Source organism: Brevibacillus sp. SYP-B805, assembly GCF_011059135.1.
Taxonomy (GTDB): domain Bacteria; phylum Bacillota; class Bacilli; order Brevibacillales; family Brevibacillaceae; genus Brevibacillus_F.
Genome location: NZ_JAALGD010000001.1, coordinates 111,455 through 124,567, shown reverse-complemented (window position 1 = coordinate 124,567; position 13,113 = coordinate 111,455). Strand labels below are relative to the sequence as shown.

Annotated in this window: 14 protein-coding genes; 2 read left to right on the top strand and 12 right to left on the bottom strand. The window is 56.6% G+C overall.

Going from position 1 to position 13,113, the window contains the following annotated elements:
• Positions 1–73 precede the first annotated feature (73 nt).
• A complete protein-coding gene (locus G3578_RS00625) occupies positions 74–418 on the top strand; it encodes a DUF5665 domain-containing protein (protein WP_165207636.1) in 345 nt (114 codons plus the stop codon).
• Here G3578_RS00625 and G3578_RS00620 read toward each other — a convergent pair.
• The 10 genes from G3578_RS00620 to typA all read right to left on the bottom strand — a co-directional run bounded on the left by G3578_RS00620 (position 415) and on the right by typA (position 10,677).
• Positions 415–1,797 carry a hypothetical protein gene (locus tag G3578_RS00620; RefSeq protein WP_165207635.1) on the bottom strand — a complete coding sequence of 461 codons (1,383 nt, stop codon included), beginning with the start codon at positions 1,795–1,797 and terminating at the stop codon, positions 415–417. The genes G3578_RS00625 and G3578_RS00620 overlap by 4 nt on opposite strands.
• A gap of 96 nt (positions 1,798–1,893) precedes the next feature.
• Positions 1,894–2,907 (bottom strand): 5-oxoprolinase subunit C family protein, encoded by a 1,014-nt coding sequence (locus tag G3578_RS00615; RefSeq protein WP_165207633.1) that lies wholly within the window; start codon positions 2,905–2,907, stop codon positions 1,894–1,896.
• Positions 2,904–3,650: a 5-oxoprolinase subunit PxpB gene (gene pxpB / locus G3578_RS00610; RefSeq protein ID WP_165207631.1), complete on the bottom strand. Its 747-nt coding sequence runs from the start codon at positions 3,648–3,650 to the stop codon at positions 2,904–2,906. Before pxpB ends, G3578_RS00615 begins: the two co-directional genes overlap by 4 nt.
• A 104-nt stretch (positions 3,651–3,754) precedes the next feature.
• Positions 3,755–4,519 carry a LamB/YcsF family protein gene (locus G3578_RS00605; RefSeq protein WP_165207629.1) on the bottom strand — a complete coding sequence of 255 codons (765 nt, stop codon included), beginning with the start codon at positions 4,517–4,519 and terminating at the stop codon, positions 3,755–3,757.
• Between the two features lie 206 nt (positions 4,520–4,725).
• Positions 4,726–5,646 carry a branched-chain amino acid transaminase gene (locus G3578_RS00600; RefSeq protein WP_165207627.1) on the bottom strand — a complete coding sequence of 307 codons (921 nt, stop codon included), beginning with the start codon at positions 5,644–5,646 and terminating at the stop codon, positions 4,726–4,728.
• A gap of 98 nt (positions 5,647–5,744) precedes the next feature.
• Entirely contained in the window at positions 5,745–7,214 is a 1,470-nt protein-coding gene (locus G3578_RS00595; RefSeq protein WP_165207625.1) for a methyl-accepting chemotaxis protein, read from the bottom strand.
• A 30-nt stretch (positions 7,215–7,244) separates the two neighbouring features.
• Positions 7,245–7,517 (bottom strand): hypothetical protein, encoded by a 273-nt coding sequence (locus tag G3578_RS00590; protein WP_165207623.1) that lies wholly within the window; start codon positions 7,515–7,517, stop codon positions 7,245–7,247.
• A complete protein-coding gene (locus G3578_RS00585; protein WP_165207621.1) occupies positions 7,514–7,843 on the bottom strand; it encodes a YlaH-like family protein in 330 nt (109 codons plus the stop codon). Before G3578_RS00585 ends, G3578_RS00590 begins: the two co-directional genes overlap by 4 nt.
• A gap of 20 nt (positions 7,844–7,863) precedes the next feature.
• Positions 7,864–8,709: a deoxyribonuclease IV gene (locus tag G3578_RS00580; protein WP_165207619.1), complete on the bottom strand. Its 846-nt coding sequence runs from the start codon at positions 8,707–8,709 to the stop codon at positions 7,864–7,866.
• 126 nt (positions 8,710–8,835) lie between these two features.
• Positions 8,836–10,677: a translational GTPase TypA gene (typA, locus tag G3578_RS00575; RefSeq protein ID WP_165207618.1), complete on the bottom strand. Its 1,842-nt coding sequence runs from the start codon at positions 10,675–10,677 to the stop codon at positions 8,836–8,838.
• 166 nt (positions 10,678–10,843) lie between these two features.
• Here typA and G3578_RS00570 point away from each other — a divergent pair, with 166 nt between their 5' ends.
• Positions 10,844–11,575, top strand: coding sequence for a YhcN/YlaJ family sporulation lipoprotein (locus tag G3578_RS00570; protein WP_165207617.1), 732 nt, complete (start codon positions 10,844–10,846; stop codon positions 11,573–11,575).
• 111 nt (positions 11,576–11,686) lie between these two features.
• Here the strand turns inward: G3578_RS00570 and speD are convergent, their stop codons facing one another.
• Together speD and G3578_RS00560 are read right to left on the bottom strand one after the other, a co-directional pair.
• The gene (speD, locus tag G3578_RS00565) at positions 11,687–12,091 is read right to left on the bottom strand and encodes an adenosylmethionine decarboxylase (protein ID WP_165207616.1); all 405 of its coding nucleotides are present in this window, start codon (positions 12,089–12,091) and stop codon (positions 11,687–11,689) included.
• Positions 12,092–12,340: 249 nt separating this feature from the next.
• The gene (locus tag G3578_RS00560) at positions 12,341–12,937 is read right to left on the bottom strand and encodes a hypothetical protein (RefSeq protein WP_165207615.1); all 597 of its coding nucleotides are present in this window, start codon (positions 12,935–12,937) and stop codon (positions 12,341–12,343) included.
• Positions 12,938–13,113: the final 176 nt, after the last annotated feature.

Here is a 13,113-nt window from a genome sequence, read left to right as displayed (position 1 = left end):
CCTGCACCTGCCTTGATTCTTTCTCATTTTTTTCCTACACTGTTAGGTACATGGAAGGAAAGGGAGGGCTGACATGATTCGGACACCACCTCCGGCAGAAGAGCTGCTGAAGCGGGTTGACACGGTGCTTGAAGAGCTGCAGCAGGTGCGCAAATTGAATGAGCGCATGGATAAAATCGCCCTGTTTCTGGAGGATATCCGGCTGGCGGACATCATTCAAAATTATACGGCCCCGCGCAGGCTGCTGCTGACCAACTTCATGGCCGGGCTTGCGCGGGGCTTGGGGTTAACGATCGGAACGGCGATCGTGCTGGCCGCCTTTGGTTGGATCCTGGGCCAGTTTCTCTCCATTCCGTTTATCGGAGACTACATCAGGCAGATCATCGACTATATCAATTCTTATCAACAACCGTATTAGTCGTCGTGTTTTTCATGGCCTTTTCCTTTGCCATGGCCGTTCTCTTTGCCATGATCGTTATCATCATCATGGTCGTTTTCATCATCGCGGTCGTTGTCTTTGAAATGATCATCCTTCTTCCATTTGCCGTTCACCTTGATCTCCACTTTGCCAGGTTGGATGTGCGGCTTCGGTTGAACGACCGCCGGAACAGCAGGCATGGTGTAGGGAACGTTCGCCTGTGCCACCCGCTTGCCTTCCTGATACAGTTCGACGCGGATCACCTTGGAGCTGAAGGAACGATTTTTGTAATCGATGCTGGCTTCAAAGGAGCCGTCCGCTTTCAGGCCCACTTCCTGCTTGCGGCCATCCGGCGCGATCACGTACAATTTCAGCCCGTCTGTCTTGCCGCCAACCAATCCCCGAACGCTGCCCTTCACGCTGACCACCTTGTTTTTGGGGCTGAAGGAAGCGGTGGCCTTGATCGCATATGTGACGGGAGCCGGTTTTTTCATGTTCACGATCGACACGTTTTCCTCATCCACTTTTACCCCGTTTTTGTAAGCGACGACATCAGCTTGTTTGGCATCGTCATCCGCCTTGAAGGTCACGCTGAAGGAACCAAACCCATCCCAGAGCTTATACAGCACAGCATTCATTTCCTCGTCGCCGTATGTGACCGTCACCTTGTCGACTCCCTGCTTCACGAGTCCCGTCACCTTTACTTCCTTTTTCGTTTCATTGTAGACGGCGGAAGCAAACTTGATGGCTGCGTCGTCCACTACGGTTCCCGCATTGATCAGCAGGGTTTCGGTCTTCACCAGCTTGTCGCCGGCGTAGGCATTCAGGGTGGCATATTGCGGGGTGGCGCTTGCCGTCGCGGCAAAGCTGACAGCAAACGTTTTATCGCTGTTCGGCACCACTTCAATCTTGTTGCCGTTTGGCGCGGTTACCTCCACTTTGGTGATCTCGTCCGTTACCTTGCCTTTGATGGAAACCGTTCCATCCTTGGTCTCCTGGCTGAAGGAGACGAAACCTTCCTTTTGATCATCATGACGGAGCTCCAGATAGATGTCGTCATAGTACTTTTGATAAATCTCCGCCCACTTGTCCGGATGTTCATTGAGGTAGGTGATGAACTTGACGTCCAGGCTGATCGCGTCCACAACCAGATACAGGTGGTCTGCCTCTGTTTTCATCAAAAAATCAAGCTTGGCTCGATCATGTTCCACCAGCTCTTTCAAAGAGTAGCGGGTAATCTCGTTATCCATGACAACCTTGTTCTCGGAACTTGTGCTCAGGAGGTTGTCCGCTCCCGCAAGCACTGCCGGTGTGACTCCGCCCAGAATCGTGGCGGCCGCAAGCACGGACAGTACCGGTTTGGTCATAATCTTCTTCATGGCTACACTTCCCCTCTGCATTTTCTTTTTGTCTATGCGCCTGAACATCCTCTCAGACGGCCGATGTCGCGGAAAGGTTGCAAAGGGGAAACATTTTTACATGCGTGACCGCTGTTTCAGCAAGATCCCGTATTTCAGCTCCGCGATCTTCCTTTCCCTGTCGAGATACAGGCGTTCGGCCTCCGGCAGGGTGATCTCGACAAAGCGAATCTCCTCGCCCGGCCTCACCTGGGCGAGGATCGGCATGTCTGCCGTGGCGATTTGTCCGAATCGCGGATACCCGCCCGTTGTCTGCCGGTCCGCCGTCAGAATGATCGGATTGCCATCCGGCGGCACTTGAATCGTGCCGCAGGCGACCGCTTCCGACAGGAGTTCCAGCGGCGCCGCTGCCCTCAGCACCGGTCCCGCCAACCGGTACCCCATGCGATCGGACTGCGGCGTGACCCGAAAGGCTTTCCGCCAAAAATCCTGTCTGCTTTCCGCCGTGAAATGGGCATAATGGCTGCCGGGCATGACGCGGAAGATGCGCCGCTGCGTATAATCCGCCAAGATCTCCGCCCCCACTCCCCAGGCGGCTGCCGCATGCAGCCGTCCCGGCGGTCCCGCTGCCAGCAGGTCCATCAGCGAGAGGGCGGCCGCCGATGGCGAATCTGCCTTGAGCACATCCCCTGCCTGCAGCGCCCTGCCTTGCAAGCCGCCCAGCCTTCCGCGCAGATACGTGCTGCGGCTTGCCATGACGAGCGGCACATCGAAGCCGCCTGCCACCGCCAGATAGGCCCGGCAACCCGTCCGGGCGGTTCCAAACGCCAGCACGCTTCCCTGTTTGATCAGCACCGGCCGCCAGCAGGGGAAAGGTTGGCCGTTGATGGTTGCTCCCAGGTCCGCACCGGTTACGGCCAGCAGCGCGTCGCTTTCCACCCTCAGCGTCGGGCCCTGCAAGGTGATTTCCAACGCGGCCTGCCCCTCTTCATTGCCAACCAGCAGATTGGCGATCCGCAGCGCGAACGGGTCCATGGCGCCGCTGACAGGCACCCCAAACTTTTGAAAGCCATATCGTCCCAAGTCCTGAATGGTGGTAAGCAGGCCGGGTTTTACAATCGTCAAGGTCATGGGGCCTGCTCCTTCCATGCCGCGTACGCTTCGTGGGAGATGGGACGGAACCGGACCCTGTCTCCCGCCTGCAGCAGACTGGGGGGATGCTTGTCCGGACGAAAGAGGGGCAGCGGCGTGCGGCCGATGCAGTGCCATCCCCCCGGCGTCGCCAGCGGATAGATTCCCGTCTGCCTTCCGCCAATGCCGACCGTTCCCGGCGGAATGGAGAGGCGCGGCGTTTCCCGCCGGGGAGTGGCGATGCGCTCCGGCATGCCCCCGAGATACGGAAATCCCGGCGCGAAGCCGATCATATAGACCAGATATTCCGCGCTGGAGTGGATGGCGATCACCTCTTCGCAGGTGAGGCGATGGTATTGGGCCACAAAGGGCAAATCCGGCCCGCACTCCTCGCCGTAGCACACGGGGATCTCCACGACGCGTGAATGGCCGACGGAAAAGGAATGGAGCTGCCGGATCATTTGTGCCAGCAGCGTGCAGACCCTCTCATGGCAGGAGGCAGGTTCGGTTGTGGAGGAAAGCTTTTCCATGACGATGCGCGGATCATAATAGACAGCTACGCTGGCAAACGCCGGCACGGCCTCAACAAAGCCGGGAAACCCGTGGGCGTCCAGATAGGCGGTTAAAGCCTGCACGCTCCTGTGCGCGTCCGGATTGATCGTCTTGGCAAACTGTACAATGACCGCCGCATCCCCCAACGGATGCAGCTCAAAACCTGCATGCCGCTCAGTCGGTTTCTCCATCACAGCCACCCGCCCGTTCGGTTGTTCCTGTCAACGTTTCGCATCCTTCTCCCCATCCATGTTATCCAATCCCATGGTCAAAAAGGTCGCGGCTGCCGCTGCCATCACCCGAGACCAACAGCCCGGACCGCTACGCCGGCAGTTTCCAGCAGCTCGCGTATCCGTCTGGCAAACTGCAGGGCATGCGGCCCATCCCCGTGGATACAGATCGTTTCGGCGGTGATCGGAACGTCCACTCCCTGCCGGGACATCACCTTTCCTTCCCGCACCATTCTCAGCACCTGCCGGGCCGCGGTGACCGGATCGTCGATCAGGGCATCGGGAGCATGTCTGGGCGTGAGGCTGCCGTCCTGCTGATAGGTGCGGTCGGCAAACACCTCGCTCGCCGTCCGCAGCCCGATCTTTTCCCCCGCCCGGATCAATGCGCTGCCGGAGAGGCCAAACAGGATCAGGTCGGGACTGACTTTATAAACCGCTTCCGCAATCGCTTCGGCCAGTTTGTCATCTTTCGCCGCCATATTGTAGAGGGCGCCGTGCGGTTTGACGTGCTGCATCCTGCCTCCTTGCGCCCGCACGAACGCATCAAGCGCGCCGATCTGGTACACCACCATGTCATAAGCTTCCTGAGGGGAGATCTCCATGTTTCTGCGGCCAAAGCCGATCAGATCCGGCAGCCCGGGATGGGCGCCAATCGCAACGCCTTGTGCCAGCGCGAGATGGACCGTCCTGCGCATGGTTCCCGGATCGCCCGCGTGAAAACCGCAGGCGATGTTGGCCGAGGTGATGAGCGGCAGCACCTCCTCATCATTGCCGATCCGATAAGCGCCGAAGCTCTCTCCCAGGTCGCAGTTGATGTCTACCCGATCCATGCCATCCCCCCTTTCAGCACCCAGCCGAAGGCACGTCCAGTGTGTCTACAAAGTCGGTTATGTCATGGGTGATGGTTCCTGCTCGCTCTCTTGACGACCCGCGAAGAAGTTGGCCATGTCCGCGTCAGTCGTCAAAGGAGCTCGCTTCGGCCCCATCACGCCATTCCTTAAACTTTTTCTGCAATAAAGGCACGTCCCATTTCACTCTATGCATAAACCGGCGTCAGCCAGTGGCGATAGGCCGGATTGTTGCCGCGTACCGCATCGAAATACAGCTTTTGCAGCTGCAAGGTGAGTTCCCCCGCCGCTCCGCTGCCCACCGGTCGATGGTCCACCCTGGTGACAGGGGCCACCTGCACGCCGGTACCGCACAGGAATAGCTCGTCGGCCACATAAAGCTCCGTCCGGTCAATGCTTCGGATCTCCACGTTTATCCCCGCATCCTTCGCCAGTTCAAGCAGGGTGGAGCGCGTGATCCCTTCCAGAATCGCATCGGTGACAGGAGAGGTGATCAGCTTGCCGCCGCGAACCATAAACAGGTTGGCCGCCGTTCCCTCCGCCACATGACCATCCTGCGTCAGCATGATGCCATCGTCAAATCCGCTCTCGATCAAGTCATCCACGGCGAGCGCCGCGTTGATGTAGCTGCCCGTCGCCTTGGCCCGCGTCGGGATGGCGTTGTCATCAAGCCTGCGCCAGGGCGAGATCCCCAGGTGCAGCCCCTTGTTCACATCCAGATAATCCCCCAGCGGTACGGTAAAAATGGCGAACGCATCCCGAATGCCGCTCAATTTCACCTTGATCACCGGATCGGCCTTGTAGGCGAGCGGCCGGATATAGACGTCCTCCTGGTATCCGGATCGGCGCAGGATCTCCACCGTCGCGTTCATCATGTCATCGATGCTCTCCTGCAGATGAATCTTCATGATCCGACAGGACTGCACCATCCGCACGTAATGCTCCGGTCCCTTCAGCACATAGAGCTGCTTCTGCTCCTTGTTCCAATATGCCCGGATTCCTTCAAACACACCCGTGCCGTAGTTGAGCGCATGGGTCGCAATGCTTACTTTCGCTTCTTCCAGGGGTACGACGGCACCTTCAAAATAGGCGTAAGACACCTTGATCATCCTTTCTCGAAAACAGTATTTTGATTCTTATCCTACCATTTGCGCTTTTGCGAAAAAAGAAAAAAATCCCGCCCGATTGCGAGTCGGGCGGGAAGGGATTACTGAAAGGACTTTTGCAGTTGGTGGGACAGGTCGCTGAGCTGCGCGATCTCCCTGGAGATTTCATTGATCTTCTGATGCTGCGTTTCAGCCGTCGCAAACAGCTCTTCCATGCTGGCGACCGACTCTTCCGTGATTTGCGTGATGTTGGACATTTCGCCGGTTACCTCACCCGAACGGCGCTTCACCTGATCCATGCTGGACAGCACGATGCCGACGGCTTCCATGAAACCTGCCATGCCTGCTTTTACCTTGCCAATGGAGGCCAACGTTTGGGTCGTCAGCTCCTGCCCCTTGGCCACCGAGGCTTCCCCATTCTTCATATGGGCCACGGCCGTTTGGCTTTCGTGGTGCAGCGACTGCAGGATTTCGCTGATCTCCTGGGTAGCCTGGGCGCTTTGTTCCGCCAGTTTGCGCACCTCATCCGCCACCACGGCAAAGCCGCGTCCGTGTTCGCCGGCACGGGCCGATTCGATCGCGGCGTTCAAGGCAAGCAGGTTGGTCTGGTTGGCAATCTGATTGATCGCGCCGACGATCTGCTCCACCTTTTCCGCCTGTTGGTTCAGCTGGTAGATCGTCTCCGAAGCGACGCGCACGGTCTCCACGATATGCTCCATCTGGACGGACAGCTCATTCATCATCTCGATGCCCGCGGCCAGGCGGCGGTTGTTCTTTTCCGCCTCTTCCTTCATGGCGTTCGCCTGGGTGTTCACGTGTTCAATCTCTCTGTCGATCGACTGGACATCTTCCTCGATTTTGACCGTGGAATGGGCCTGGGCTTCCATCCCGGTGGCCACTTCCCGGAATGCGACCATCATTTCATCCGTATTGCGCTTGGTCGCTTCCGCGTGTTCATGCACCTGAGCGGACGTCGCGTCCAGTTTTTCCGTGACGTACTTGATTTCGCCCAGCAGGTTTCGGAGGCGATGTTCCTTCTCTTCCGCTTCCTTGCGGGCCGCTTCCACCCGCCTCAGAGCGGCTTGTCCGGACTGGCACAGATAGGTAAGCCCCGCGATCATCAACAGGACGGAGACGATCTTCACCAGCAGGGCAAGCTCAGGCCGATCCCCTTCCAGCAGGTGAAGAGAGCCTGTCGTATAGCCGACGAGAGTGGCGATCAGCTCCACGGCTCCTGCGGCCACGATCAGCTGCCAGTCCAGATAGGCGGCCAGGAACCCAAGGATGATGAAAGACAGATACGCCATCCCCGGAATGTCGGTAAAATGGTCAAACGAGATGGAATAGAACAAAAATCCGACAGCCACCAGATAGCGGGTCAAGCGGCTGTTCTTTTTGATAAAGTAGTAAGGGGAAACAAGCAGGGTGACGAGCAGCCCCAATGAGACCATCGGCAGGTAGGGTACATGTTCAAACATCGATAGCAGCGCCGCGATCCACAGTTGATTCCACAGCAGAAAAATCATGAATCCTTCTTTGTTCGTCAAAGTATTCCGAATCAGGTTCATCATGTTCATTCGCGCCCCTTCAGTCTGCAATCGCTATTCATTAAATTTCGGCTCATTCTCGATGGCAACCAGGAGGGCATCTACCCTTTCCCGGTCGTACCGCTGTGTCCGGGCCTCACCATTGACGCGGCAGTGCAGCAGATAGCTGTCGCCGTCCGCCTCGTAGGCCAGCGCCGACACCTGGTGGTCATGGATCAGAATCTCTTCAAAAAAATCGGCGGTATCCGCAGCCGAGCGATCATGCGGTCGGGCATCGGCCACCACTCTGATCTGCAGCCAGTTGAACAGCGCGTCATCCAGCTTCATCCGCGGTCCCCCCTGTTTTCCGGCTTGGCGCGCAAACGCACCAGGACGAGAATGATGACAGCCACGAACAACGAGCTTTTTACCGGCAGCTTCCAATCCAGAACCCCAAAAATCAATGCGCCGATGAACAGCAGGATGTAGAGGAACACGGTCTTCAGGATCGGCATGCGGATGCGGGTTGCAAAACCGAGATAGTACACGACGAGCAGCTCCACGAAGATTACATACGCCCGGTATTGGTCTGCCCACATGCGCAGCTGGTCATACCACGTCAGCGCGGAAGGATCGGCCGGTTGATATTGCGAGACAAGTTCAAACCATTCCATATGATGCGCCCTCCTTCCGATCAGACAGCCGAACCTGCATGTTTCAATTCGTGCAGATAGACCATCTCTTCCGCATATTCCTGTTCATCATCCACCGGCGTTTCAAGAATGACGGGAAGATGCTGAAATTTATCACTGGTAAGGAACTTGGCCAACGCTTCGCTGCCGATTTCCCCCTTTCCGATTTTTTCGTGCCGATCCTTCTGGCTGGCAAACGGGGCCTTGCTGTCATTGAAATGGATGGCAACCAGATGCTCCAGATAGCCGGTGCGCTCCATCTCTTCCACCAGCTGGTCAAACGATTCCAGGTTCCACTGGCCGGCGGCAAAGGAGTGGCAGGTGTCGAAGCAGAAGCCGATCTTTTCCGCATGCTTGGTAGCCCCTCTGATTTCCATCAGGGAAACGATCGTCAGGCCGAGTTCGGAGCCCTGCCCGGCGGTATTTTCCAAGAGCAGCTTCACCGGACCGTCGTACTGTTCCAGGATCAGATCAAGCGTTTCAACCATGCGCCTGATGCCGTACTCTTCCCCTTCGCCCACATGTTTGCCGCAGTGGACAACCGCCCCGACAGCGCCATAAGCTTCAGAGATATGGAGATCTTCCAGAATGGAACGGATCGTCACTTCCTGCAAATCATCCTTGGGCGTGGAGAGATTGGTGATATACGGCGTGTGACAGACCAGCTCCAGATCATGCTCCTTCAAGAGCGCCACGCCCTTGGCTGCATCCGCGTGGTCAATTTTTTTCGGCTTCAAGCCGCGCGGGTTTTTCGTAAAGACCTGCAGCGATTCCGCCCCCAGTTCCTTCGCGCGCAGAACCGCCTGTTCCAACCCTTTTGCGACACTGATATGACATCCAATTTTCAACAGGTTTCACCTCAAATTTATCACTGTCATGTTTACTTTAACAATTGCTTTCTCCGCTGTCAAAAGGATGCAGCCAGACACAAAAAAGCCGTCCCGAAACAGACGGCTGTCGCTCTCGCTGCGCGGCTATGCCTGGGGCTGCGCCTCCCAGCGTTTTTGTTTTTCGTAGCGTTCGCGTTCCGATTTGGTCAGGTATTTTTTGCGGAGGCGCACCGATTGCGGCGTAACCTCGCACAGCTCGTCCTCGTTCAAATACTCCAGCGCCTCTTCCAGCGTGAGAATCCGCGGGGTTTTCATCTTCACCGTCTCTTCTTTCGTCGCCGAGCGCACGTTGGTGGCGTGCTTTTCCTTGCAGACGTTCACGGTCAGGTCATTGTCGCGGTTGTGTTCCCCGACGATCATCCCTTCATATACGTCCGTTCCCGGATGAATAAACATGATGCCGCGATCCTCCACGGACATCAGGCCGTAAGTGGTGGCGGTGCCCGTCTCGCTGGAGATCAGCACGCCGGCACGACGGCCGCCCACTTCTCCCGGCACAAGCGGACGATAGCTGTCGAAGGAATGGTTCAAAATGCCGTACCCGCGCGTGATCGTCAGGAATTCGGTCCTGTACCCGATCAAGCCGCGCGACGGGATGATGAACTCCAATCGCACCTGGCCAAAGCCGTTGTTGATCATGTTCACCATCTCGGCTTTGCGGGCCCCGAGCGATTCCATCACGCTGCCCATGAATTCCTCCGGCACGTCGATGATGAGGCGCTCCGCCGGCTCCATTTTCTGCCCGTCGATCTCGCGGATGATCACCTCCGGCTTGGAGACCGCCAGTTCGTACCCCTCCCGGCGCATGTTCTCCACCAGAATGGAGAGATGGAGCTCCCCCCGACCCGAGACGATAAACGCATCCGGCGAATCCGTCTCTTCCACGCGCAGGGAGACATCCGTCTCCAATTCGGCAAACAGTCGGTCCCGCAGCTTGCGGGAGGTGACATGCTTGCCTTCGCGTCCGGCAAACGGGCTGTTGTTGACCAGGAAGGTCATCTGCAGCGTCGGTTCGTCAATTTTCAACAGCGGCAGCGGATCCGGATGATCCTGATGGCAGACCGTCTCCCCGACGTTGATGTCTTCCAAACCGGCCAGCGCGATAATGTCGCCGGCGCGGGCCGTTTTTTGTTCCACGCGCTGCAGCCCGCTGAAGCCAAAGAGCTTCTGGACGCGCATCCGTTTGATCGAACCGTCGCGCTTCACAACGGCCACCTGATCGTTCACGTTGATCACGCCACGGTATATCCTCCCGATCCCGATGCGGCCCAGAAAGTCGTTGTAATCCAGCATCGTGACCTGCATCTGCAGCGGCGCTTCTTCATCCGCTTCCGGTGCCGGAATGTGCGAAATAATGGTATCGAACAGCGGTTTGAGATCGCCTTCCAGCTTGTCCGGCGCCATGCCGGCGATGCCCTGCAGCCCGGATGCGTACACGATCGGAAAATCGAGCTGCTCTTCGGTAGCATCCAGATCGATAAACAGATCATACACTTCATTGATCACTTCTTGCGGACGGGCATTGTCGCGGTCGATCTTGTTGACGACGACGATCGGGGTGACGTTGGCTTCCAGCGCCTTGCGCAGCACGAAGCGGGTCTGTGGCATGCAGCCTTCAAAGGCGTCAACGATCAACAGCACGCCGTCCACCATGCTCATGATCCGCTCCACTTCGCCGCCGAAATCGGCATGGCCCGGCGTATCCAGAATATTGATGGTGTAGCTGCCATACCGGACGGATGTGGTTTTGGCGAGGATGGTAATGCCGCGCTCCCGCTCTAGATCGTTGGAATCCATCATCCGCTCTTCCACCTGCTGATTGCTGCGGAAGGTGCCCGCCTGAATGAGCAACTTGTCCACCAGCGTGGTTTTGCCGTGGTCGACGTGGGCAATAATGGCGATGTTTCGTATATCTTGACGTTTCATCTTGTCCTCCCGGTGTAAATGCATCCTTTCTATAGTAACAGCTTGCTGCCGCTTGGACAACGGCAAGTTTCGAACACAGATACGTTCGGCCAATGATCTGGTGATGACTCCCTGAGTAGCGACCATTCCTCCGTCACACAATAGATAACGGAGGTGGCTAACACACATGAAAAAGCTGATTTATCCGCTTACCCTTGTCGCGCTTGTCACATCCCTGACTGCTTGTGGTTGGAGCAATGCGGTGGGACCCCACAGAGGGCCGCACACGCAAAATACCACTTATCAGGCGGGGCGCACACCTGCCAACTTCAATGCCATGACCTACGGAACGCCGGGTACCCGGATGATGGATCACACCGGATCCGGGCACGGCATGACCGGCTACGGCACCTACGGAACAACCGTTTACAATCATCAATTGTCTGACCGGATCGCCCGGGCGGCTGACGCTGTCCCCGGTGTGGAAGGCGCAACGGCGATTGTATACGGCAATGATGCGGTAGTGGGCGTCAACATCCGTCACACGGCCAGTCCGACCCACAGGCGGGCGATCGAGAAAAAGGTGTATGCAGCCGCACACGCGGTGGCGCCAAGCCATCAAGTGAGAGTCACCTCTGACAAGCGGATGCTGACACGCATCCAGAACATCCACCACGCCTTCCGGAGCCAATATGGCCACACATCCGGATATGGCAACACAGGATTTGGCAACACGGGATTTGGCAACACGGGATTTGGCACCGGATATGGCGCAGCTGGATACGGCACCATGAGGAATGGCACCGCGCCGTTCATGGGCGGGCCGACTACGGTAGCGGGAAATTTGACAAATGCGGCCAGCGACTTTGGCGCTTTGATCAGAGACCTGGGGCGCACCGTTACCGCGCCGTTCCGGTAAGAGACCGGCTAATCGCGTATCTGCGCCGTTTCAGGCCCGGAAAAAAGGAGAGGGTGTCTGGCGCCCTCTCCTCCTTTGTCAAACGCTAAAAAGAGGTGCATCTGCACCTCTTTAACTCTTCACTGCTTCAGGTACTTTCACTTCCGGCTCCGTGACCTGCAGTTCGCCGGTACCGCGAACCAATTTTTTCGCGTATACCCTTTCCGGCTTCAGGATAGAAACCATGTAGTCAATCGCCACTTGGGGATCAACGGTTTCCCCGCAGGTGTAACAATCCAGAGCCGCAAAACCGCGCTCAGGATACGTGTGGATGGATAAGTGGCTTTCCGAGAGAAGAACCAGAACGGTCGCTCCTTGTGGAGAGAATTGCTTTGCCTGTACACCCAGAACCGTAGCCCCACAGGCTTCAGCGGCTTCAATCATTTCTTTCTTCAAGAATTCTGCGTCATTGAGTAAATCGAACTGCACTCCCCATGTGTCAATGGCAACGTGTCTTCCGAAAGTTGAGTATTCCATCTTTCGGTTCCCCCTTCCTAGCAAGTGTAGTAATGAAACATCGCTAGGACCTGCGTCATTCACTAACGGGGGCGGTTTCCCTCATGTTATCCACCCTTTAAAGTGAATCCTGGTTCCTAATCCTGTTTTTCCAACGAAATCAAAAATAACATGGTTCGGGCGAATTGACAATACCCTTTCGCAATAAAATCTTGGCAAAAAAGAAAAATGGGCGCTGCACTGCACCCATTCTTCCTGCCGCTCGCCTGATCACGCTTCCAGCATGACCAGACGGCGTGCCAACTCGGCCAATCTTTCATCAATGGACGAGACTTGCTGCGGGGCAACCCTTTTCGCCCAATTACGCAAATCCAGCCACTTGTCCGTTTCGCTGCGGATCATGGCGATTTGTTCTTCCGCACCCTTCTGGTTGAACAAGCATTCAAGCTCCTTCTTCAAATCCTGCCCGTGATTTTCGAAAATGGAGACTTCCCCGTCCTCGGTCACTTCGTGAATGCTGATGACCGAGCCTTCATCGTAATGATACACAACGGTGAAATGGTCATAAATGCGGTGTACAACCGCATGTCCCCTGAACTTCTTCATCGCTTTGCGCATGGCATTCGCCAGCTGCAGGTCCTTGATCAAATAGGAACTTTCGCACGAATAGCGATTGCCGCTGCGCTGGAAGCTCAGCTGGATCTCGCCGCTTTTGTCGACGAGAATGATGTCCCGGTCTCCGTTATCGCAAATTTTCACTTGTACCTTGATGTTTTCATTGGCAAAGAGCTTCACGAACTGGTCAAGCTCTTCCTCGCTCATGGTGAAACAGGCGCTCGCGTAATTGGTGGCTAAACGCTGTGCCATAACTATCGCCTCAATTCTCCTTTATTGCCAAACCCACCGGTCAGAACCGGCTCACACAGGCATCGGTCAACCAAGGAGACGGGCTAAGTGTCAACAAACGATCGCTGCAGTACCTGGCCTTGCCCCGACAATCGAACATCGATTTGGGTAATGAAGGCGAATCACCTACTTTAAGG

Bases quoted from the DNA above. Each gene is read 5' to 3' on its own strand.
- G3578_RS00585 (WP_165207621.1), bottom strand. From the start codon at position 7,843: ATGGAATGGTTTGAACTTGTCTCGCAATATCAACCGGCCGATCCTTCC.
- G3578_RS00605 (WP_165207629.1), bottom strand. From the start codon at position 4,519: ATGGATCGGGTAGACATCAACTGCGACCTGGGAGAGAGCTTCGGCGCT.
- G3578_RS00595 (WP_165207625.1), bottom strand. From the start codon at position 7,214: ATGATGAACCTGATTCGGAATACTTTGACGAACAAAGAAGGATTCATG.
- G3578_RS00570 (WP_165207617.1), top strand. From the start codon at position 10,844: ATGAAAAAGCTGATTTATCCGCTTACCCTTGTCGCGCTTGTCACATCC.
- G3578_RS00625 (WP_165207636.1), top strand. From the start codon at position 74: ATGATTCGGACACCACCTCCGGCAGAAGAGCTGCTGAAGCGGGTTGAC.
- typA (WP_165207618.1), bottom strand. From the start codon at position 10,677: ATGAAACGTCAAGATATACGAAACATCGCCATTATTGCCCACGTCGAC.
- G3578_RS00615 (WP_165207633.1), bottom strand. From the start codon at position 2,907: ATGACCTTGACGATTGTAAAACCCGGCCTGCTTACCACCATTCAGGAC.
- G3578_RS00560 (WP_165207615.1), bottom strand. From the start codon at position 12,937: ATGGCACAGCGTTTAGCCACCAATTACGCGAGCGCCTGTTTCACCATG.
- speD (WP_165207616.1), bottom strand. From the start codon at position 12,091: ATGGAATACTCAACTTTCGGAAGACACGTTGCCATTGACACATGGGGA.
- G3578_RS00590 (WP_165207623.1), bottom strand. From the start codon at position 7,517: ATGAAGCTGGATGACGCGCTGTTCAACTGGCTGCAGATCAGAGTGGTG.
- pxpB (WP_165207631.1), bottom strand. From the start codon at position 3,650: ATGGAGAAACCGACTGAGCGGCATGCAGGTTTTGAGCTGCATCCGTTG.
- G3578_RS00620 (WP_165207635.1), bottom strand. From the start codon at position 1,797: ATGAAGAAGATTATGACCAAACCGGTACTGTCCGTGCTTGCGGCCGCC.
- G3578_RS00600 (WP_165207627.1), bottom strand. From the start codon at position 5,646: ATGATCAAGGTGTCTTACGCCTATTTTGAAGGTGCCGTCGTACCCCTG.